19 protein-coding genes are annotated in these 23362 nt (G+C 39.2%); 13 read left to right on the top strand and 6 right to left on the bottom strand.

What is annotated here, in order from left to right:
* Positions 1-129, top strand: a 129-nt coding sequence (locus tag ACX0HA_RS14680; protein ID WP_458846111.1) for a T9SS type B sorting domain-containing protein, incomplete at its 5' end; no start/stop codon positions are given.
* A gap of 184 nt (positions 130-313) precedes the next feature.
* Here ACX0HA_RS14680 and ACX0HA_RS14685 read toward each other — a convergent pair.
* Both ACX0HA_RS14685 and ACX0HA_RS14690 read right to left on the bottom strand, forming a co-directional pair.
* Positions 314-1021, bottom strand: a complete 708-nt coding sequence (locus ACX0HA_RS14685; RefSeq protein WP_458846054.1) for a hypothetical protein — start codon at positions 1019-1021, stop codon at positions 314-316.
* A 7-nt stretch (positions 1022-1028) separates the two neighbouring features.
* Positions 1029-1493 (bottom strand): T9SS type A sorting domain-containing protein, encoded by a 465-nt coding sequence (locus ACX0HA_RS14690; RefSeq protein WP_458846055.1) that lies wholly within the window; start codon positions 1491-1493, stop codon positions 1029-1031.
* Positions 1494-1850: 357 nt separating this feature from the next.
* On the opposite strand from ACX0HA_RS14690, the gene ACX0HA_RS14695 reads away from it, so the two are divergent.
* From ACX0HA_RS14695 to ACX0HA_RS14715, 5 genes are all read left to right on the top strand, one after another.
* A complete protein-coding gene (locus ACX0HA_RS14695; RefSeq protein WP_458846056.1) occupies positions 1851-2807 on the top strand; it encodes an IS1595 family transposase in 957 nt (318 codons plus the stop codon).
* A gap of 476 nt (positions 2808-3283) precedes the next feature.
* On the top strand, positions 3284-3673 hold the full coding sequence (locus ACX0HA_RS14700; RefSeq protein ID WP_458846057.1) for a hypothetical protein: 390 nt from the start codon (positions 3284-3286) through the stop codon (positions 3671-3673).
* A gap of 142 nt (positions 3674-3815) precedes the next feature.
* Complete coding sequence (locus tag ACX0HA_RS14705) at positions 3816-5081, top strand: TolC family protein (RefSeq protein WP_458846058.1); 1266 nt, start codon at positions 3816-3818, stop codon at positions 5079-5081.
* A 2-nt stretch (positions 5082-5083) separates the two neighbouring features.
* Positions 5084-6175, top strand: a complete 1092-nt coding sequence (locus ACX0HA_RS14710) for an efflux RND transporter periplasmic adaptor subunit (RefSeq protein ID WP_458846059.1) — start codon at positions 5084-5086, stop codon at positions 6173-6175.
* A 10-nt stretch (positions 6176-6185) separates the two neighbouring features.
* Positions 6186-9287 (top strand): efflux RND transporter permease subunit, encoded by a 3102-nt coding sequence (locus ACX0HA_RS14715; protein ID WP_458846060.1) that lies wholly within the window; start codon positions 6186-6188, stop codon positions 9285-9287.
* Between the two features lie 61 nt (positions 9288-9348).
* On the opposite strand, the gene ACX0HA_RS14720 is transcribed toward ACX0HA_RS14715, so the two are convergent.
* The 3 genes from ACX0HA_RS14720 to ACX0HA_RS14730 form a co-directional block, all read right to left on the bottom strand.
* Positions 9349-9852 carry a hypothetical protein gene (locus ACX0HA_RS14720; RefSeq protein ID WP_458846061.1) on the bottom strand — a complete coding sequence of 168 codons (504 nt, stop codon included), beginning with the start codon at positions 9850-9852 and terminating at the stop codon, positions 9349-9351.
* Between the two features lie 71 nt (positions 9853-9923).
* Positions 9924-13514: an ABC transporter permease/M1 family aminopeptidase gene (locus ACX0HA_RS14725; protein WP_458846062.1), complete on the bottom strand. Its 3591-nt coding sequence runs from the start codon at positions 13512-13514 to the stop codon at positions 9924-9926.
* A gap of 17 nt (positions 13515-13531) precedes the next feature.
* Entirely contained in the window at positions 13532-14404 is an 873-nt protein-coding gene (locus ACX0HA_RS14730; RefSeq protein WP_458846063.1) for an ABC transporter ATP-binding protein, read from the bottom strand.
* A gap of 291 nt (positions 14405-14695) precedes the next feature.
* Here ACX0HA_RS14730 and ACX0HA_RS14735 point away from each other — a divergent pair, with 291 nt between their 5' ends.
* Positions 14696-15109: a DUF1842 domain-containing protein gene (locus ACX0HA_RS14735; protein WP_458846064.1), complete on the top strand. Its 414-nt coding sequence runs from the start codon at positions 14696-14698 to the stop codon at positions 15107-15109.
* 79 nt (positions 15110-15188) lie between these two features.
* Here the strand turns inward: ACX0HA_RS14735 and ACX0HA_RS14740 are convergent, their stop codons facing one another.
* Positions 15189-15878: a Crp/Fnr family transcriptional regulator gene (locus ACX0HA_RS14740; RefSeq protein WP_458846065.1), complete on the bottom strand. Its 690-nt coding sequence runs from the start codon at positions 15876-15878 to the stop codon at positions 15189-15191.
* A gap of 110 nt (positions 15879-15988) precedes the next feature.
* Here ACX0HA_RS14740 and ACX0HA_RS14745 point away from each other — a divergent pair, with 110 nt between their 5' ends.
* From ACX0HA_RS14745 to ccoG, 6 genes are all read left to right on the top strand, one after another.
* Entirely contained in the window at positions 15989-18367 is a 2379-nt protein-coding gene (locus ACX0HA_RS14745; RefSeq protein WP_458846066.1) for a heavy metal translocating P-type ATPase, read from the top strand.
* Between the two features lie 82 nt (positions 18368-18449).
* A complete protein-coding gene (ccoS, locus tag ACX0HA_RS14750; RefSeq protein WP_458846067.1) occupies positions 18450-18626 on the top strand; it encodes a cbb3-type cytochrome oxidase assembly protein CcoS in 177 nt (58 codons plus the stop codon).
* Positions 18627-18629: 3 nt separating this feature from the next.
* On the top strand, positions 18630-20828 hold the full coding sequence (gene ccoN, locus ACX0HA_RS14755; RefSeq protein WP_458846068.1) for a cytochrome-c oxidase, cbb3-type subunit I: 2199 nt from the start codon (positions 18630-18632) through the stop codon (positions 20826-20828).
* Positions 20829-20833: 5 nt separating this feature from the next.
* Complete coding sequence (locus ACX0HA_RS14760) at positions 20834-21025, top strand: CcoQ/FixQ family Cbb3-type cytochrome c oxidase assembly chaperone (protein WP_458846069.1); 192 nt, start codon at positions 20834-20836, stop codon at positions 21023-21025.
* A 5-nt stretch (positions 21026-21030) separates the two neighbouring features.
* Positions 21031-21927 (top strand): cbb3-type cytochrome c oxidase N-terminal domain-containing protein, encoded by an 897-nt coding sequence (locus ACX0HA_RS14765; RefSeq protein WP_458846070.1) that lies wholly within the window; start codon positions 21031-21033, stop codon positions 21925-21927.
* 12 nt (positions 21928-21939) lie between these two features.
* Complete coding sequence (gene ccoG, locus ACX0HA_RS14770; RefSeq protein WP_458846071.1) at positions 21940-23358, top strand: cytochrome c oxidase accessory protein CcoG; 1419 nt, start codon at positions 21940-21942, stop codon at positions 23356-23358.
* Positions 23359-23362: the final 4 nt, after the last annotated feature.

The following is a 23362-nucleotide window of genomic DNA, read 5'->3' on the forward strand; positions in this document are numbered from 1 at the left end:
TGGGACGGAACCTTCAATAGCCGTGCGGTACCTGCCGATGACTACTGGTTCACCGTTACCTACCCTGAATTCGACGGCACAACCACCGTAACACGTGAGTTTAAATCGCATTTTGCCATTAAGAGATAAGAGAGACCACACACACAAAGATAGTTTTTAGTTAAGGCCCTGTTAATTCTGAAAAGGATGACAGGGCTTTTCGTTTTATTAAGAAAAAATTATGGCACTCACGTATAATTCTACACCAAGTAATTTAAAAATAAAAACGCCACATTGTCTAACAATGTGGCGTTGGTAGTTAAGTTCGGTTTAGCTATTGTGTAACGACAGAGCGTTGTTGAGAGTAAACGTAAGTTCCATCAACTTTCCTGATCCAAGCTCTAACATACAACGCTGTTCCAGCAGGTAATTCCGTATCTATTTCAAAAAATAAATCAGATTGAAACTTAAATTCGTCTGGAGACTCAGAAGTATAGATAGCTGTTTGTTGTGTAGGATTTGCAGTCAAACCTACAAAGTAACCTGAAGCAGTATAATCCTCCTGATAAGAAGGGACCAAATAATCTGCAGTAATAGTTTGTCCAATATATATTAATTTTGAAAGTAATATCGTATTTGCAGAGGTACTTCCAGAAGTGGCGGCATATAGAGCATAAGGAACCGATAGCAATTGCGTAGTTCCCATAGTCACGAAGCCTTGACCGATGTTAACCTCTATTCCAAGAAAGTAATTACCAAGAGCCCAGTTAATTTGTTGGAAGGTTCCTGATGTAGATATTCCTTGACCAACAACCAGATTAACTGTCCCAAAGTCGTCAGTAGTAGCTGTGTGTTGTTCGATGTAAGTAGCCGTATTTGTTGCCTGCCCCTGTATGATGTTAAACTTCAAAGAGACCTCCTGATTGGCAACAACTGCTCCCGTGGAGTTCCTTATTACGGCTTGATAGTTGAACCCTTGTGGCGTCTGTGCCATTGCTACTGTCGCTATGAATAGTGATACTATTGTGAAGAAATTTTTCATGTTTGGTTTATTGTTTTACGAGTTTGTAATTGTTGGTTTTGTTTTCTGATGATACGCTAACAATGTATGTCCCAGTTGTGAGATCAGATACATTAATAAAGTTGTTTGAAGGAGTTAGCTGTTCGGTCTTAATTTCTCGACCGTTCAAGTCAGTTATCGTGACACTGACGTTTGTGGTGATAGTTAGCCTTAACTCGTTTTGTGCTGGGTTGGGGTACATTGTGATTCGTGAAACCATGTTTGGATGCTCGACCGATAATATTTCAAGTTCCTGTTGAACATAGTATCCGTTGCTCAGTTGGACACCATTTGATGTCATAATCCCGTTTATAAGGCTGCCCATGTTCCACTTGAGTTGTATGCCCTGTACTTGGACAATGTTGCCGGACGAGCCGATTGCTTCCCCAGATTGGGAGAATGCATGAATTGGTACCAGCGCCAGTGTTGACGCCAGAATAATAAGTTTTTTCATTGGTGGTTGTTACTTCTCAGACCCGAAGAAGCGTTACTTAGATAAAAGGAAGCGTGGGTACTGCTAACAGATTTTATCTGACGGGCTCTGGTAAGACCTTAGAGTAAAATAAGCAACAGCCCACGCTATAATATGATAGCGCAGGGCAGTTTACTTATCCTCCTCTTAAAATTTACCAGATTTCGTCAGAGAGAAATAAGTTAAACACTTTCCTGTGTTTAATTTTCGATATTGTTGGCAGGACATTATTATGCCCTGGCGTTGAGGACAAAATTAGTAAAGTTTTTCTCTCGTGGAAATAGAATTTTGCTAAAATTTTCGGGATCAGCCCCTTTCTTCTTATAATCTCGGGTTATTATGGATATAAGTCTTCTAATAAGAGAAGACATGGATATTTTTGATGATTTTAAGTTTGGCTCTATAAAGGAGCTTATATTGGCATTGCCTGACGAACAGGCGTGTATAAATTTCTTGGAGAGAATTTTTTGGAACGGAGAGCCTATCTCTCCCTTTGACCAGGGTTCAAAAGTTTACAAGTGCAAGAACAACAGATACAAGTGTCGCAACACTGGCAAGTACTTTAATGTGAGGAACATTGGCATCTTCAAGAACTCCAACGTAAAGCTCCAAGATTGGATCATATCGATATGGTTGTTCACGAGCCACAAGGGAGGCGTGTCTTCCATGCAGCTACAAAGAGAATTAAACTTGACACAGAAGACAACTTGGTTCATACTGAAGAGACTGAGGAAATGCTCAGGGTTCGAGAATAGACATTTCCTGTCAAATGAAGTAGAGATTGACGAAACATACATAGGAGGAAAGAACAGGAATCGTCACGCAAACAAGAAAGTCAGGAACGCACAAGGGAGAAGCTCCAAGGACAAAGTTCCAGTGCTTGGGATGATTGAGCGTAAGGGAAGAGTTGTCGCAAGGGTTGTTAAGTCTACAACCAAGGAAGATCTAATGCCGATAATAACGAGGACAATAAACTGTTTCGACACAGTGTATACTGACGAATGGAAGTCGTACAGCGGACTAAAACTCTATTATGACCATCACATTGTTAATCACGGAAAGAAGCAGTACGTCAATGGCAAGGCCCATACGAATACTATAGAAAATTTCTGGGGCAATTTGAAGCGTGGAATCATTGGTGTTTACAGGGTCGTGTCAAAGAAACATCTGCATTATTACATAGACGAGTTCGTTTTCAGACACAACACACGAAAGCTTACTCCAAGACAAAGGTTCATACACTTGATCACAAACGTAAAGGATCACAGTTTAAGCTATATTCAATTGACATCATAATTCAATCTATGGATGTATTTGATATTGGATATATAAATAGTCTTATAAATGCAAAACCGCCTGCTTCTACAGGCGGTTTAGTATTGTTATCTTTCGATAAACAACATGATGATATCCCAAATTGCTTTAGCAACGAATAACAACCATGCGTTATTGAACCCTGATTTCTTAGAAACTTTAGGTTCGGTTTTGTTATTTAACAACATATAATATAGTGTTGAGAAATGAATCAATATTATCTAAGGTATTTGGAGTATAGAGAGTTATCGATTGATAACAAGTATGATGCTCTTGTTTGGGAAGAGCTATAAAGATTATACAAATGTAAGACAATTGAAAAGACCGTCAAAATTTTGACGGTCTTTTCTAAATTTATATAGGTGTAGAATTATACGTGAGTGCCAAAATTATTATTAATATTTTTTTGGCAAGATTTGTGATAGGTAAAAATTTATGTAATATGTTTGCATACTGAAATGAGGTTAAATAAAGTACATATCGGTTACAGGGTATTGTGGGTGCTAATGGCATTACACATACTTAACTTTAGTATTGATAACCCTCACACACTTTTTGATAACAGTAAGGTAGATTCTGACTTTAACGAGGTTGATAGTGTTGTGGAGCTTGTACTTGAAGATGTTTTGAGTATTGATGATGCAATACCTGAACATCATACCAAAACGCCAATTTCAAATAAATTCAACGTAAAAAAAATGGTTTGGCTGTTTGAACAACAGCTTTCCTTGGAATTTGATGAGCCAATGGCCATAAATTTCAGGATTGTCCAGCCGGATATCCATTATGCAAACCCTATATATAATTCACCTTTGGTGAATATATTTTCCCCGCCTCCACAGGTTTAAATACTATTTATTTCCCGGCTTAGCATGCTATACGTATTTGCTAAGGTTTTTGCCTACTCTTTTTTGAGGCAATCCGGTATGTTATTGTTTTGCACAAGTTGCATAACTATTCCCATATAATAGTATTTAAATAAAATTTATCATGGAATTTAAAAATAAATTCTTTGTCTGGATAGCTGTATTGTTTATCCAGGCAACAGGCATGGCGCAAACTCCTGAGCCGGTCACGCTTACTATAAAGCAAGCAGAAGAATTATTCTTCAAAAACAACTTTATGCTGTTAGCTCAGCAATATGATATTGACAGGGCAGGTGCTGCCATTATTCAGTCTAAAGTATATCCAAATCCACAGATAACAGCAGATATGGTTGCTTATCAGGGACAGGAAAATTTATATTTTCCGAGCTGGAACCATGGCAATTTTGCAGCGGGTCTTGAGCAGGTTATACTTATGGGAGGTAAGCGTCGCAAGCAGATAGAGATTGCAAAAATGGATAAGAAGATAGCGGAAGCAGAGCTTACTGACCTTACGAGAAATCTTCAGCTTCAGATATGGCAATCTTTTTATACGCTCCATCATCAGCAGAAGCTTATTGAAAAATATAATAATCTGTTAAGCAGGCTTCAGTCACTAATTACAAGTTATGAAGCCCAGGTTGCAAAAAATAATATCGCCCTGAAGGATCTGGTAAGGCTAAAATCTGTCTATGTGAAAATAAACAATGATAAGTCTGAAGAGTCTGAAACACTTATTGAAGAACAATCTAAACTAAATATACTTTTAGGTACCAGTACCAGCATCCAAACGGTATATACTGTAGATGATGCAAAGTCATTTGCCGGTAAACCACTCCTGTATGATCAAATATTTAATGAGTCGTTAGAAAACAGACCCGACCTTAATCAGGCGAAGCTTGAAATAGAATCGGCAAAACTTAATGTTTCTCTTCAAAAAAAACAAAACATTCCTGATGTAACATTAAGGGCAGGTTATAACCAACAGGGAGATGCTTTTAACAATCAGTACAATGTTGGTATAGGAATCCCGCTGCCCATATTTGACAGAAATAGAGGGAATATACAAGCTGCCAGGATTAGGCAGGAACAACAAACGAAAAATGTTTCATATAAAGAGCTTGAGATACAAAATCAGGCACTTGCTGCTTATCAGAATTTTACCCGAAGCGTAGATGAATACAAGAATGTAAATGCTCTGGTTAATGATGATTTTGATGCCGTGTTTAATGGTATCAATACAAATTTTCAGAAAGGTAATGTTTCAATGATCGAGTTTACCGATTTTTTTGAAGCATACAATGAGGCCCAGACAGAAATTGAAAGAGTAAAGAAACAGCTGGCTATTGCAGCAGCACAGATTAATTATGTAACAGGTACTAATAACTTTTAAAAATGAAAACATTTAAATATATATTCCTTACGGCATTGTTTACCGTAGTATTAATAAGCTGCTCTAAAAAAGAAGAGGCGCATACTGACGAGAAGAAGAAATTCGTGATGAGTGATACCATGTTTGATACCAGCACTTTTGAGGATGTGAAAATGGAAGATGCTCAAAACGAAATAAGATTATTTGGTAAAGTGACCGCTGAAAACAACAACATGGCCCAGGTTTTTCCTGCCGTTGGTGGAAGTGTAATAAGCATTAAGGTTGAACTTGGAGACTATGTAAAACAGGGGCAATTGTTGGCAAGCATCCAGAGTAGTGAGGTAGCCGGGTTTCAGAGTCAGACCAGTGATGCCGATGCCGATGTTAGCATTGCTGAACGTAACCTGCAAAGCGTTAAAGACCTTTATGATGGAAAACTTGCTTCTGAAAAAGAACTTGTAATGGCTAAAAAGGAACTTGATAAGGCACGTGCCGAAAAAGAAAGAATGACGGAGGTAAACAAGATCTATCGTCTAAAAAGCGGATCGGTTTATAATATGTATGCACCTATAAACGGCTATGTTGTATCAAAAGATATCAGTCCTAATGAGATGCTTAGCAACAACAGAGATGAAGCAGTGTTCACTATTGCAAAGCTTGATAATGTATGGGTTTTGGCGAACGTTAATGAAAGCGACTTAGGCAGGATAAAACAAGGACAAGATGTAAGCATTCAGACCATCGCTTATCCGGATAGAAAGATAACAGGTAAAATAGATAAGATATTTAATGTTATAGATCCTCAGACAAGGGCTGCAAAAGCACTTATTAAGGTGCCTAACACGGATGGTTCCCTTAAGCCAGAAATGAATGCCACTGTAACAGTCCATTATTCCGATAATGAAAAATACCTCGCCGTACCATCTGCAGCTGTGGTTTTTGATAAGAACAAAAACTTTGTAATGGTCTATAAAGCCAAAGACGATGTAGAAACACGTGAGGTAACGGTATACAGGGCTCTTGATGATAAGACGTATGTAAAAGGCGGACTGAAAGAAGGAGAGAAGGTAATTGTAAAAGGCAATTTACTGATTTATGACGCTATAAACGATTAAATTAAACAGCATGAACAAGTTAATTAAAGGCATAATAGGGTTTTCCCTACGCAATAAGCTGTTTACCTTTTTCTGGATTGGTATAGTTGTTATTGCAGGTATTATAAGTTATAAGAATATTCCGGTAGAGGCATTTCCGGATGTTACAAACACCCAGATAATAATCGTAACACAGTGGCCGGGACGAAGTGCAGAAGAGGTTGAGCGTTTTGTTACATCTCCTGTTGAGATAGCGATGAACTCGGTGCAGAAAAAAGAAAATGTACGTAGTGTTACCATGTTTGGACTTTCGGTAATAAAGATAATTTTTGATGATGATGTAGATGACTTCTTTGCGCGCCAACAGGTAAATAACCAGCTTAAAAACGTACAGTTACCGGATGATGTGGATCCCGAAGTACAGCCACCTTATGGCCCAACGGGAGAGATTTTCAGGTATACACTAAACAGTGATGAGAAAGACACGAGAGAACTGCTTACTATTCAAAACTGGGTTATTGACAGACAGTTGAGAGCTGTACCGGGTATTGCCGATGTCGTGGCTTTTGGCGGACGCGAAAAAACATACGAAGTAGAGATCGACCCAATTTTATTGCAAAAATATGAATTGACCTCGCCCGAGGTTTATGAAGCGATAAGTAAAGCTAATGTAAATGTAGGTGGCGATATTATTGAAAAGAACGGTCAGGCCTATGTGGTGCGTGGCGTGGGTTTGCTGGATTCGCGTGCTGATATTGAAAATACTATCGTGGCGCAGTCTGATGGTAACCCGATACTTATAAAGAATATTGCCAGGGTTACAGAATCGAATATCCCAAGGGTAGGGCAGGCCGGACTTAACGGCAATGATGACGTGGTTGAGGGAATCGTAGTAATGCGTAAAAACGAGAACCCGTCTGAAGTGCTTGCACGACTGAAAGAGAAAATTGAGTATGTACAGGAAAATGTATTGCCTAAAGATGTAAAAATGGAAACATTTTATGATCGTGACAGGCTTATGGAATACTGTACGCATACTGTAACCCATAATCTTGTTGAAGGTATAATTCTGGTTACTGTCATAGTGTTCTTATTTATGGCCGACTGGCGTACTACGGTTATTGTTTCGATCATCATTCCGCTGGCATTATTATTTGCATTTCTTTGCCTTAAGCTGAAGGGGATGAGTGCTAACTTACTGTCGTTGGGAGCTGTGGACTTTGGTATTATCATTGATGGTGCCGTCGTCATGGTCGAGGGGCTCTTTGTGACCTTAGACCAACTTCAACATAAAATAGGACCCGAAAGGTATAATAAGCTTTCTAAATTGGGATTGATAAGAAAAGCAGGAACCAAATTAGGAATAGCCATATTTTTTAGTAAACTGATCATTATTTCGGCATTACTGCCCATATTCTCATTTGAGAAAGTTGAAGGAAAAATGTTCTCTCCATTGGCATGGACATTAGGTTTCGCATTGCTTGGAGCATTGTTATTTACACTGACTCTTGTTCCTGTACTATGTTCTATATTACTGAACAAAAATGTAAAAGAGAAGCACAATGTATTTGTTGAGTTCTTCAATAAAATAGTTGCTAAAGGGCTTAATGTTACTTTTAAGCACAAAAAAGTCTCTATAATCATTTCATTGGTAGTCTTGGGGCTAACTTTGTTTTCAACTCGTTTTTTAGGCTCGGAATTCCTGCCACCCCTTAATGAAGGTGCCCTTTGGGTTACGGCAGAGCTGCCTATAAGTAATTCACTTACCGAAAGTGTAAAGATGGCAAAGATTATACGGAAAGAACTAAAGGAATTCCCTGAAGTTGATGATGTACTATCACAGACAGGCCGTAGTAATGACGGTACTGATCCCAACGGATTTGGTTTCCTTCAATTTCAGGTTGACCTAAAACCAAAAGATGAATGGAAAAGAGGCATATCCCAGGATGAGCTTATAGAGGAGATGAATCATAAGTTAAGCCGTTACCAGGGTATTACATGGAATTATTCGCAGCCGGTTGTAGACAACGTAGCCGAAGCTGTTGCAGGTTTTAAGGCATCAAATGCTGTTAAGATCTATGGTGATGATCTCGAAGTGCTTGATAAACTTGCGAATGAGGTAATGGAGAAGATAAAACATGTAGACGGTGTAAAAGATGTAGGAGTACTTCGAAATCTTGGACAGCCGGGGATAAGCGTAAAGTTTGATGAAGAGAAAATGGCACTCTATGGTGTGCAGAAACAGGATGCACAGAGTATTATAGAAATGGCCATTGGCGGTAAAACGGCTACCCAGAAATATGAAGGAGAAAAGAAATTTGACATCAGGCTGCGTTACCAAAAAGACTACCGTAAAGATGAGCAGGATATCATGAACCTTATGGTGCCTACACTTCGTGGTACTAAAGTGCCGCTAAAAGAGATTGCACAACTTACCACAGAAACCGGCCCCGCACTTATTTACAGGGATAATACAAAACGTTTTATAGGTGTAAAATTCTCTGTTCGGGATCGTGATCTTGGCAGCACTATTGCCGATGCACAGGCAAAGGTAAAAGCCGTAAAAATTCCGGAAGGCTATTCTATAGGATGGACCGGTGAATATGAAAACCAGATAAGGGCAAGTGCTAAGCTGGCTCAGGTTGTGCCTATATCGTTAGTATTGATATTTGTGCTACTGTTCATTATGTTCGCTAATATTAAAGACTCATTACTCGTTTTGGTCAATGTGCCATTTGCTGTAATAGGTGGTATACTCGCGTTGCATATAACAGGTATTAATTTTGGTATATCGGCAGGTGTAGGGTTTATTGCTTTGCTCGGAATTTGTATTCAGAATGGGGTAATACTCGTCTCGGAATTTCATACAAACCTCAAACAAAAGATGTCCCTGACGGACTCTATTGTACAGGGTGTGAAGTCAAGAACGAGGCCGGTTGTAATGACTGCACTAATGGCAGCTATAGGACTAATGCCGGCTGCGCTATCTACAGGTATCGGTTCTGAATCACAAAAACCGCTGGCAGTATCCATCATTGGTGGATTGGTGACAGCTACAGTATTTACATTATTGGTATTCCCTAATTTCTTTTATTGGGCAATGCGTAAGAAACATCAGAACTTGATGGAATAATTTTGTTTAGGTTGATTAGTTGGTTGAATCGTCCGGGGCTTTTGCTTCGGGCGATTCTTTTTTAAGGGCGTATCCAGTTCTGCATGACAGGAAAAGCCGGCAATCCTTCTGATAGCTGGTCATCAGAGTGGCTCATGCCATACCACTGTAAAAGCGGAAGGCCTATAAAATTACCCTTAGTGAAAGTATCTATATACCAGGATGAATGATTTTTATATCCATCGGGATGAAAGACAAATTCAATGGGCAGTTCTAAATGTCTAAGAGCAGCATAGGACCAAAGTATCGCCGCAATCTCATCTCCTTGTGTAGGCCATGAGTCAGGCATTGCTGTTGTTCCTGTTAGTTCCCGTTCCTTTTGTGAAGAAACAGCAATATGTCCTGCTTCATGCAGTATGTCTCCCGGATATTTTAACTTATCATAATCAACATATATGGTATGGGCTCCAAGCATCAGCCCCGGAAGGAAAGTTGACTCATCAAGTGCTTTTTCTGTAACCTTAATGCCTATACTTTCAATGAAGTCAATGCATTTTTGCAGATATGGATGTTCTTCAGGTTTCATAATAGTTCAGTTGTGAATAGTAAAAATAACAAAAAAGCCCCGCTGGTTGCGGGGCTAAACTTTAAAATTTATTAATCTGCGATTTTCAGATTATCATCAGGTATTCTGTCTATAAGGTAGTTATATGGGTCTATGCCTGCCTGATAAGGTTTTTCCTTAGTGGTAAAAGTATAGGTATTATTCTTTTTATTCACTTTTACCCTTTTGTAGGCAAGTACCTTACCGGCTGTATAATCGTTTTCCGGTTCAGCAAATACACCAATATCTATATAATCGTCGATAGGTATTGCAGTTTCTCTTCCCAAGCCGTCTGATCTGAATTTCTCAGATGTTGTAGTGAGAGTCACTTCATAGCCATTGCCGGATTTCTTATAGGTAGTTTTCAGGGCACGATTAGAAAATATGGTAATCGTCTCAAACATGTCTTTAATAAGATACTGCATATCCGGAGGCGTAACCTTCTTAAACTCATTTACTGCCGCAATAGAGGTGGGGTAAGGAGGGTTTGTATAGGCGTACTCTTTCAGTAGATTTTGTAATGCTTCATTTACTTTAGCCTCGCCTATCATCTCTTTAAGATAATACATAACCACACTCGCTTTATTGTAATGAATATACTGCTGCCCCTGCGTTTTCATAAGTGGCTCTTCTTCTTCAGTTTCTCCGCTTCTGCCATTTAGGTATTCATCCATTTCATATTCAAGGAATTTTTTCATTTTATCCTTGCCATATTCTTTTTCCATAACCATAAGTGCTGAGTACTGGGCAAAGCCCTCACTCATCATTTCGCTACCCTGCATGTTAGCCCCCATTAACTGGTGCGCCCAGTATTGATGTGCCATTTCATGTGCTACAACATAGAATACCTGGTCAATATCATCTTTGGTTACTTTTCTTTGGTCAAGTATGAAGCCAATTCCCTCGCTAAAAGGCATAGTACCAGGGAAAGCCTGGGCAAAGCTCTGATATCTAGGGAATTCAATTATCCTACACTCTTTATGCATGTATGGCCCAAAGTTTTTAGTATAATACTCCAGCGATTTTTCCATGCTTTTTAGCATATTGGGTACGTTGTAGGCATGGTTCTTATCATAATACACTTCAAGGTCAATGCCATTCCATTTTTTTCTGGCTACTTCATATTTGGCAGAGATGAAGGAATAGAAGTTGACCGATTTATGATCCAACTTATAGTTGAAATATTTACGGCCGTCTTTTTCCCAGGTTTTGATCAAAGATCCCGGCGCTATGGCAATCTGGTCGGGAGAAGTACTTATTACAGTATTGACTTCTACCCAGTCAGCATCATTGCTCAGGTAATTGTTCATTCTTACCGGAATGTTATTTTCATCAAGCTTTGGCATGATGTCACGTTTTGGCAACTTATGTTTTTTACGGGTAGCCTTGTCTGATATCTCATGGTTTGGATTATATCCAAAAGTTGGCATAAGATCCATATTATTAAAGAAGGTACCGTTTTCTGTAAGTTCTGTAAAACTTACATTATTCTCAAATCCACGGGTTATCCTTGAAAGCTCAAAAGTGATCTTGATAGAATCATTCGGAGCCAGCGGCTTGTCAAGAGTATATATCCTGTAGTATAGTTTTTCATCATTCAGCGTAAGTTTGCTTCCTGGAATGTTTAGCTTAATACTGTCACTAAGCTGTGGCAAGCTGAAATGAAGTTGATTGATAGGCTTGCCTGATATGTTCTTAGCCCATGATACCACTTTAGCTTTGAGGCTGCGGTTTTCGGGCATGATGTCTATCGTGTAGTCAAGCTTATAAAATCTTGGTTGTGCAAGGGTTTCATATTTCTTGAATTTTTTCTCATAGTCAACCATCATATCTTCGACTTCATCACCGGATTCATAGGTATTAAGGACTTTAGTATTATAATATACAAAGCCACCACAAACTATAAATACTGCAATGCTTGCCATTATGGCGATCCTGTTTTTTCTAAACCTTCTCTTCGCTGAATTAAGCCTGTATTTAAAGCTGGTTTCTTTGCCCCTGACATAAAATGCAATACATACAAAACACAGTAGTATTGTAAAAAGCACCCAGTATATATTAAACCACACCATTCCCGGAATAAAAGGGCCAAAGCCATTCATGTCAGAGTAGATGACATAAGGTGTGCTGCCAAAAGAAACCATGTTTGTACTTATGTCAAACAAGCCCCAAATAAAACTGTTAACAAAAATAAAGGCTATAAAAGCAAAATAACCAATATACCTGTTGTTGATGAGATAGTGGAATAGTAATGAAAGCACTACCATGTAGGATAGGTGCAGTAATTGTAGAATAAGCAATGATTTTATATAAAGGTCGATTTCATAACGGGTATATCCATAGGCGGTTTGGGCTATAACCCCAACAATTATAGTACATAGCAGTACAATAGCCAGAGCAGCAATGACAGCAACAGCTTTTGAAGCGAATAGTACACCGGTTTTAATAGGGGTGGAATCTTCTATCTCATTTAGTTTTGCATCGCGTTCCTTCCAAACCAATACTCCGGTATAAAACGTAATGAATGCGAGTAAAAAGAAATCAAAAGAACCATTTATCGAATCTATGATCTGATAAGTAACTGGATACTGAGATGTGCCATACCTACCGGTAAAGCTACTCAAAGCTGTTACCAACAAAATCGTACCAATAGCTATTATAATTATAAATACCGGATTTTTAATAATGGCTTTAGTCTCAAACTTCACAAGATTAATGAAGGTGCTGAAAGAAAAAGCATTTGCTGAAGTTGGCCTGAAGATCTTATCAGAAACTACAGGGACTATTTCTGCTTTTTGTTTTTTTATCTTTTTTGCATTCTCTTTCTTAAGGTTAAATGAGAAATAATAATAAACAACAAACAGTGCGATAAGAGCCAGAGCTAGCCAGACCAGCCTGTTTATCAACAGGTCACCTTCGAGCCCTATACTCGTTGTATTTTTTTCTGCAACCGTAGTATATTTTGTCATATCTCCAAAAGGATTCCTTCCATAAGGATCCAGAAGGTTTGCCAGCCATTCTTTTTTAATATCGTCAGTAAAACCTCCGGCAATGCTGGACAATACTATCATTAAAGCGATGCTGATAAAAGACACTATATTACTTCTGAATATAAGTGCCAGAGCATATAGCAAGACACCGGCAATAATAATATTTGGTATGGCAAACATGATGATACCATTTAGGTGTCCTGACCACACTACTTCTCCAAAGCGTTCCGGTGGAGCCATTTCCCACGATTCAGGGAGAATAGGGGCAACCACGGGAGCAAGCAATGCACCTAATGATATGCCAAGCATTGGAATGATTGAGATAATAGAGGCCCCAATAAATTTCCCAAAGAAGTAATCCCGTTTTTTTATAGGTGAGGAGAATATGAACTGGTACATGTTATACTGAAAGTCCCGTATCGCTGTTGCATTTAAAAATGCTGTTGCCATTATGAGCATAAAAACAGAGAATACAGCATAAAATGCTTCTACAACGAAAGGCGCATTTTTATGAAGGCTGCCTACGGCCCCTCCAATGGTGACGCCCTGCAAGCCAAAAGCGAAGGTCATAAGAATTGTGGTTATGGCAAAAAATATCCACACCATGGGCCTTTTAAGCCAATATCTTAATTCGTATATTATGAATTTCCACATGATTTGTAAGGTATTGGTTAGGCTAATTCGTTTAGTTTGGCAAAGAATACGTCTTCAAGGTTCTCTTCGGCACGGCTAAAGCCATTTTGAGGGTCGGTATCCGAGAAGATATGGATAAGCGGCTGCCCACCCACAAGTTTACTTGACAATATCGTATAAGTATCATGATAATGTTGTAATGCCACTTTTTCGACTTTCTGTTCCCAAACCTTGCCTTTAACTTCAAGCAGGGCATCATCTGTTGAACCGCTAAACAGCAGCCTTCCTTTATTCATTACGGCCATGTGAGTACAAAGTTCGCGTACATCCTGAACGATGTGTGTTGAAAGTATAACGATGATATTTTCACCTATTTCGCTAAGGATATTATAAAAACGGTTACGTTCTCCGGGGTCGAGTCCCGCAGTTGGCTCATCAACAATAACGAGTTTTGGTTCACCAATAAGGGATTGTGCAATGCCAAAACGCTGGCGCATACCACCACTATAACTGCTTACTGCTTTTTTACGTTGTTCCCAAAGGTTAACTTTAAGCAATAATTGCTCTACCATCTGCTTTCTGTCTGCTTTTGATGAGAAGCCTTTCAATAACGCCAAATGATCCAAAAGCTCTTCGGCAGAAGTCCTGGGATACACTCCAAACTCTTGTGGCAGATAACCCAGCACTTTCCTTACACTGTCTTTATCGTTAAGGATATCAATGTCTCCTAAAAAAGCGGTTCCGCTGTCAGCGTCCTGTAATGTTGCAAGTGTCCTCATTAATGAAGACTTGCCGGCACCATTAGGACCAAGCAGCCCAAACATGCCTTTGCTTATTGTAAGAGAAACATCGTTTAAGGCATGGACACCATTGCCATATTTCTTATCTAAGTTTTTAATAACTAATTCCATAGAGTTTAATTTGGTTTGTTTAAATATAAGAAGAAATATTTCTGAAAATGTTACACTCCTTGTAGGTTTTTTTTTCTTTTTCCTGATTTTTAATTTAGAAGGGAGGTGTATGTAAGGGATAAAAAAGTTACCTCAAAAGGCCTAATGCTGTAAAAACAGGTGTTTTTACTCGGATTTTCGAATCCTCATTTATATAATTTAGCCTTAACAAAAGTGAACCTTACCACTTTAAAAAGGGGCGATATCCGAAAAGCCAACGAGTAGGAGCCAACTAATTAAAATTATTATATTATGAGTACAGCAACAGCAGAAAAAGCAACAAGCAAGTTAATTGGAGCTTATTTAGTAAACGGAACAATGGGTAATGTAGGTATGCCGGGAGCGCCTATTGTACATTTCTCACTAGTGGTAGTACCATCTGCCAATAGTGTTTCGGGAACAGTAGAAATCACACAGGCAATTGGCTCTTCAGGAAACATTGTGGTAAGAAATGTAAAAGGGAGCATCCGCTCTACAGGATATGGCAGCGTAACACAAGTTGTATCGCTTGAAGGCCAGTATGTACAATCTGTACCACCACCTGCAATCGGGTCTTACCTTGCAGACTTCTCGGCCCACATGGCTATAGACAACAACTGGAACGGTAAAGGAGGTTTTAGCTATGCTAACCACGATATCGAAAATGTTGATGTAAAAAAATCATAACACTCTAAGTGTTATTAAAATAAAATCCTCATCTTCATGAGGATTTTTTTGTTTTTTATGAGCACAGTTGGACCGATATTTATTTTGATGACAATGAATAATCTGATAATTTTTTGCGATTGCTGACGATAATTTTTTTACCTGAAAGCTCAATCACGCCAAGTTTATTAAGTTCAGAGAGCATGCGTATACAGCTTTCAGTAGCTGTTCCTACCATTCCGGCGATTTCCTCACGCGAAAGTTTTATTTTCAGGCTGTTATCTTCACTGATGCCAAAGCTATCATAAAGATACAGCAGCGTTTCTGCCAGTCTTTGCTTTACAGGCTTTTGCGCCATGGCAACAAGATGGTCATCGGCTTCTTTAAGGTCTCCGCAAATGGTTTTCAGCACATTCATCGAAAACTGGTTGTTTTGGTTAAAAAACCTCATAACCTCATTCTTTGGTATAAAGCAAACTTCCATATCTTCCAGTGCAACTGCAGTAAGGTTAACAGGCTCTTCGCTTATCATGGACCTTTGCCCCAACAGCTCACCTTTGGTAATCAGCTTTATTATCTGTTCATTTCCATTCGAGCTTAGTTTGGTCATTTTGCAGACACCGTCTTTAATACAAAAGATACCATTCACATTTTCACCTTCCGAAAATATGGCTTCACCTTTTTTAATAGTATACGATGTTTTGCAATCAGCTATTTTGAGTATTTCATCTTTATTCAGTGCTTTTAAAGAACTGAATTCCCTGACTATGCATTGTTCACATTTACTCATTTTTGTGGGCATTTTATGACTACAAAGATATTAAATTCAGCAGATGATAAATATCATATTTTATTATTTAACGGTAGTGCAATTTTGCTGTAGGTAAATGAGCAAAATATATGGAAACGCAAAATTGTTTTCATTGCGGATTAGACGTAGTAAAAAAAGACGAGATCATTTTTGATGAAAAATCGTTTTGCTGCAACGGCTGTAAGACCGTATATGAAATTTTCAGTCTTAACGGGCTGACTGACTATTACAAATTTGAAAGCACTCCGGGTGCCACACCACTTGATATCAATGGGCGGTATGATTTTCTTCATAATGCCGATATCGTAAAAAGGCTTCTTGAATTCGAAGAATCCGGTACGGCAATAGTGTCACTTTACATTCCGCACATCCATTGCAGTTCTTGTATCTGGATACTTGAAAATCTTAACAGGTTAAATCCTGAAATACGTAATTCGCAGGTTAATTTTCATGAAAAGAAAGTAAGGGTTGTTTATAATCCTGATAGTATAACACTAAAGAATATTGTTGAACTGCTTTGCAAAATTGGTTATGAACCCTATATAAGCCTTGAAAATTATGAGACGACCAAAAAAAAGGTAGACCGTGACCTTATTTACAAATTAGGAGTAGCTTTCTTTTGTTTTGGCAATGTCATGCTGCTTTCTTTTCCCGAATATTTTGAAGTAGAAGAATACTGGCTTGATAATTATCGTGGTTTTTTCAGGTGGCTGATCTTTGCATTGGCACTTCCTTCTTTTTTATATGCAGCTAGCGGTTACTACGTATCTGCATGGAAAAGCCTACGCACAAAAATGCTTAATATAGATGTGCCTATTGCCCTTGGCCTTGTGGTTATGTTTGTGCGCAGTACAGTTGACATACTTTTTGATTTCGGGCAGGGTTTTTTCGATTCCCTTACCGGGCTTGTTTTCTTTATGCTGTTAGGAAAGTTATTTCAACAGAAGACTTACAACTTCCTATCGTTTGAACGTGACTTTAAATCCTACTTTCCTATAGCGGTAACAAAAATTGTGTCGGAAGGCCTGGAGGTGTCAGTTCCGGTATATGATGTTGTTCCCGGCGACAGGCTGCTTATCCGAAACCAGGAGCTTATTCCTGTCGATGGTATACTAATGAGCAGAAGCACATCCATAGATTACAGCTTTGTTACCGGCGAAGAAGCCCTGATAGAAAAAAAATCAGGAGATAAGCTTTTTGCCGGAGGCAGGCAGATGAAAGAAGTTATCGAGATGGAGGTGTTAAGCTCAGTTTCTCAAAGCTATCTTACCCAACTGTGGAGTAATGATGTTTTTACCAAAAAAGATACTAAAAACTACAAGACACTTACCGATACCATAAGCCGCTATTTTACACCCTTACTGCTGCTTATTGCGATAGTCTCATTCTCTATCTGGATTTTTGTTGATGTTACTACAGCATTTAATGTATTTACAGCAGTGCTTATTGTGGCTTGTCCTTGTGCACTGGCATTGAGTGCGCCATTTACACTGGGTAATGTGCTACGGATTATGGGTAACCGAAAACTGTATCTTAAAAATGCTACGGTCATAGAGCAGATGGCAAAAGTAGATACCATAGTGTTCGACAAGACCGGTACCATAACGACCAATAAAAAATCGGAGATATATTTTGATGGCGATGAGCCCGATAGTAAACAACTTGTCTTTATAAAATCATTGCTGAGAGGTTCGAATCACCCCCTGAGCCGAAGATTATATGATTATTTGCCACAATCTAACATACTGCCTGTAGAAGATTTCAGGGAAGCTACAGGACAGGGAATAGAGGGGGTAGTAAATGGTTTTTTTATAAGGATAGGTTCGGCTGATTTTGTTGGCAGCACATCAGATGCTGCTTCGCAAACGCTCGTGTATATCTCAATAAACAGAAATTGTATCGGCAGATATGTGTTTACCAACAGTTATCGTGGCGGGTTATCGAATCTGTTTTATCAGCTTAAAGGCAAGTACAACCTCAAAGTACTCTCGGGTGATAACGAAGGGGAAAGAGAAGCCTTGTCAAAACTCCTTCCTCCCGATACGCAACTTATTTTTAACCAAAAACCCGAGCAAAAACTTCAGTTCATCGAAAATCTGCAACAACAAGGACATAACGTAATGATGGTAGGCGATGGGCTTAATGATGCCGGGGCATTGGCACAGAGCAATGTAGGTATATCAATATCCGAAAATGTAAATGTCTTTTCACCTGCCTGTGATGGTATACTGGATGCTTCGCAGTTCACTAAGATAAATTACTTCATGAAGTTGTCTAAAAATACCATTAGGACCATTAAGATGAGTTTCACGTTGTCATTACTCTACAATGTTGTAGGACTGTCATTTGCAGTTACCGGAAAACTTCTGCCGTTAACGGCTGCTATCATTATGCCGCTTAGTACTATAACCATTATCAGCTTTGTGACTGTAATGAGCAATTATTTTGCAAAAAAGCAGTCAAAATAGTAGAGAAAACAGGCTGATATGACAAATATCATGTTTTAAGAACGTGTCGGGCAATAGCTTTGTTAACATAAATTTAAGAGGTATGAGCGTAATCTATTTATTAATCTCCATCAGTATCGTAGTTGCTGTTTCCTTCTTCATAGCTTTTGTAAAAGCTGTGAAAAGCGGACAATATGACGACGATTATACACCATCCGTACGGATGCTTTTTGATGATGAACTGAAGAAAAACCAAAACAAAAACGATAACTCAAATTAAACTATGGAAGTGCAGCAATTTTACTATGACAATAAAATAGTCAAAAAGTTCCTCTACGCCTGTATTCTATTTGGTGTGGTAGGAATGCTCGTAGGGCTTTTGATAGCCTCTATGTATATGTTCCCTAATCTTACCGAAGGTGTTTCCTGGCTAAGTTATGGAAGATTAAGACCCCTTCATACCAATGCAGTAATCTTTGCCTTTGTGGGTAATGCCACATTTGCAGGTATTTACTATTCTATGCAAAGACTGCTTAAAACACGTATGTACAGCGATCTATTAAGCAACATTAACTTTTGGGGATGGCAGCTCATCATTGTTGCAGCCGCCATTTCACTTCCAATGGGTTATACCACATCAAAAGAATATGCCGAGCTGGAATGGCCTATTGATATCGCCATTGCAGTAGTTTGGGTAGTATTTGGTATTAATATGATAGGTACGATCCTGAGAAGGAGGGAGCGCCACCTGTATGTAGCCATCTGGTTCTATCTGGCAACATTTATTACTGTAGCGGTACTGCACATCTTCAACAGCCTTGCTCTTCCGGTAAGCGGAATGAAAAGCTACTCAGTATATGCAGGCGTACAGGATGCCCTTGTACAATGGTGGTATGGTCACAATGCTGTTGCATTTTTCCTTACTACACCGTTCCTCGGGCTTATGTATTACTTTCTGCCTAAGGCAGCAAACAGGCCGGTATATTCATACAGGCTGTCAATTATCCACTTTTGGTCCCTAATTTTTATTTATATATGGGCAGGCCCACACCATTTGCTATACTCAGCCCTGCCAGACTGGGCACAAAACTTAGGGGTAGTATTCTCAATCATGCTTATTGCTCCATCATGGGGTGGTATGATCAACGGACTGCTTACCCTAAGAGGTGCCTGGGATAAAGTACGCACTGAACCAGTCCTGAAATTCTTTGTGGTGGCTATTACAGGTTATGGTATGGCAACGTTTGAAGGGCCTATGCTTTCGCTTAAAAATGTAAATGCCATTGCCCACTTTACCGACTGGATTGTGGCTCACGTACACGTAGGTGCATTGGCATGGAATGGTTTCTTGACTTTTGCGCTTATCTACTGGCTCGTGCCAAGAATGGCCAAAACCACACTATATTCTGTTAAGCTGGCAAACTTCCACTTTTGGATAGGTACACTGGGTATTATCTTGTATGCACTGCCTCTATATGTAGCCGGATTTACACAGGCTTCTATGTGGAAACAATTCAATCCTGACGGTACACTTAAGTATGGTAATTTCCTTGAAACAGTAAAAGAGATTATGCCTATGTACTGGATGAGGGCTATAGGTGGTACACTGTTCGTAATAGGTATGTTGGTATTAGTTTACAATATCATCAAAACGATAAGACAAGGCCAGACTATTGAAGACGAAGCTGCTGAAGCCCCTGCACTGGAGAGAATCACTACTAAAAGGATGAAAGGCGAGAAATTCCACCCATGGCTGGAAAGAAGGCCTATTCAATTAGCATTGCTGGCAACTGTAGCTATCCTGATAGGTGGTATCATTCAGATCGTTCCTACTATCATGGTGAAATCTAATATCCCTACAATAAGTACTGTAAAACCATATACACCACTGGAACTTGAAGGCCGTGACCTGTATATCCGCGAAGGCTGCGTAAACTGCCACTCGCAGATGATACGTCCGTTCAGGTCTGAAGTAGAGCGCTATGGCGAATACTCAAAATCGGGTGAATATGTATATGACCACCCATTTCTTTGGGGATCAAAACGTACAGGTCCCGATCTGATGAGGATAGGAGGCAAGTACAGTGATAACTGGCACTTTAACCACATGTGGGATCCGCAAAGTACATCGGCAGGCTCTATAATGCCATCATACAAATGGTTGTTTGACAACAAGCCAATGGATTATAGCGATACCCAAAAGAAAATGGAGGTTATGGTAAAACTTGGAGTTCCTTATACCGAAGAAGAGATTGCTAATGCAACAAAATTAGTTAAGGATCAGGCTGCCAAAATAGAGAAAAGCCTGCATGCCGATCCTGATTTTGTGAAGAGTTATGAGGAAAGCAAAAAAGTTTCGGCTGCGAGAGGTGAACAGTTTACCGAAATGAAAGACAGGGAAATCATTGCCCTTATAGCTTATCTGCAGCGATTGGGAACTGACATAAAGATTAAAACAACGGCCGATAACACTCAAAAATAAATGCCATGCTAAAGTTTGTAAAATACAATCTGGAAAGTATTTCGGGAGTTGAGATCTTTCCAATAATATCACTGCTTATATTTTTTATTTTCTTTCTGGTACTATACACCTGGGTGTTTACCTACAAGAAAGAAAAAATAGCTGAAATGAGTAATCTTCCGCTTGATGGTGATGACCAAAATAACACTATAAACTAAACAGTATGAAAAAGTTTTTTCCGGTTTATGTAAGGTTTCCGTTAATGTTTGCCCTGGTGTTCATGACGCTTGAATATTTTATAGACAGTGGCGACAGGCCTGCATTTTTAAAGTATCCTGAAGTATCGATATTCCTGGCAACATTTCTCTTTTTTCAGATTGCTCTTGAGGTTATCTATAGTGCTCTCGAAAGAATAAATTACAACCTGCTGACAGAAGAACAGAAAGCCAGGCTGGCTGAACAGGAAGCTATTGAATTTAAGGATACTAAACTCTATAAAAAAATAAAAGCATGGTTTATTAAATCTAAGCCTATCGAAGAAGAAAGCTCGATCCTTTTGCACCATGACTATGATGGTATTAAAGAATTGGACAACGTACTTCCTCCATGGTGGGTAAACCTGTTCTATTTAACGGTATTCTTTGGAGTTGTTTACATGGTGCGTTACCATGTTTTTGAAGGAGAAGACCAAGATGCTGAATTTAAAACTGAAATGGCTGAAGCAAAGCTTGCCGTTGAAGAATACAAAAAGACAGCTAAAGATCTTATAGATGCTAATTCGGTAACGTTACTTACCGATGCAGGTGATATTGCTGCTGGTAAAAAGGTTTTCGAAACAAATTGTGTTGCCTGTCACAGGGCTGATGGCGGTGGAGCTATTGGGCCAAATCTTACTGACAAGTACTGGCTTCTTGGCGGAGGAATCAAGAATGTATTCCATACAATAACCGAAGGCGGACGTGACGGTAAAGGCATGGTGGCCTGGAAAGGTACACTGAAACCGTCTGAAATACAATTGGTAGCCAGTTATGTATTGTCACTTCAGGGGTCAAACCCTAAAGATCCAAAAGCTCCCGATGGAGATGTATGGGAAGATAAGGCTGAAGCTGCTACCAAATAAGAAACAATAACTATGAGTATAGCACAGAATGACGATTTTCGCGACAGGCTGGGCACAGTAAGTGACGAGGGTAAACGAGTGTGGGTTTATCCGAAAAAGCCTTCGGGGAAATTATTTAAATACAGGAAATGGGTTAGCTATTTTTTACTCGCCTTCCTTTTCCTGGCACCTTTTGTAAAAATTAACGGTAACCAGTTCTTATTATTTAATGTTATAGACAGGAGATTCAACATTTTTGGATTTCCTTTCTGGCCGCAGGATTTTCACCTGTTCGTTATCTCCATGATTATTGGGGTATTGTTTATTGCGCTATTTACGGTAGCATTTGGGAGAATTTTTTGCGGATGGATATGCCCACAGACCATTTTTATGGAAATGGTTTTCAGGCGTATAGAATATTGGATCGAAGGCGACAGGAATGCGCAGATCAAGCTGGATAAACAGGAGTGGAATGCAGAAAAAGTAAAGAAGAAAAGCCTAAAGTGGGTCATCTTTTTTATCATCTCCTTCCTGATTGCTAATGTGTTTCTGGCTTATCTTACCGGAAGGGACAAACTTATACAAATGGTAACCGAAGGCCCTGCCAATAATATGGGTACCTTAATAGCATTGCTCATTTTTACGGCCGTATTTTACTTTATTTATATATGGTTCAGGGAGCAGGTTTGTATTATTGCCTGTCCTTACGGTAGGCTTCAGGGAGTTTTGCTGGATAATAAATCAATTATCGTCGCCTATGACCATAAAAGGGGAGAGGGAGCGACGGGACGAGGTAAAATGGTTAAAAACGAAGACCGTTTTACTGTTGGAAAAGGCGATTGTATTGACTGCAAGCTTTGTGTGAATGTTTGCCCAACCGGGATAGATATCCGTAACGGTACCCAGCTGGAATGCATCAATTGTACTGCATGTATTGATGAATGTAATTCAGTTATGGATAAGGTTGGTTTTCCTAAAGGGCTTATCCGTTATGCCAGTGAAGATGAGATAACCAAAAAGGAGAAGTTTGTCTTTACTGCCAGAATGAAGGGTTATACCGCTGTACTGGCTATCCTTACCGGAATCTTTATAGGAATGCTTTTCCTTAGGAATGAGGTCGAAGCAACTGTGTTAAGGCTGCCGGGGCAATTATTCGAACATAAGGGAGATAACATCAGTAATGTGTATACCTATAAGATCGTAAACAAGACAGCAAAAGATTTTGACAATGTGAGCTTCAGGTTGAAATCACCAAAAGGAAACGTAAGATTGGTGGGGCAAAAGAGCTTTAAAATAACCCGCGAAAACATGGTGCAGGGAACACTGTTTGTAGAGATCAATCCGGCTTTGCTGGAAGGTGATAAAACAAAAATCCTGCTGGAGGTATATGACGGTGACAAACAGCTTGATACTGAAACGACCAACTTTCTAGGACCCAGAACCTTTAATTAAAAAA

The organism is Flavobacterium hauense (assembly GCF_054457175.1).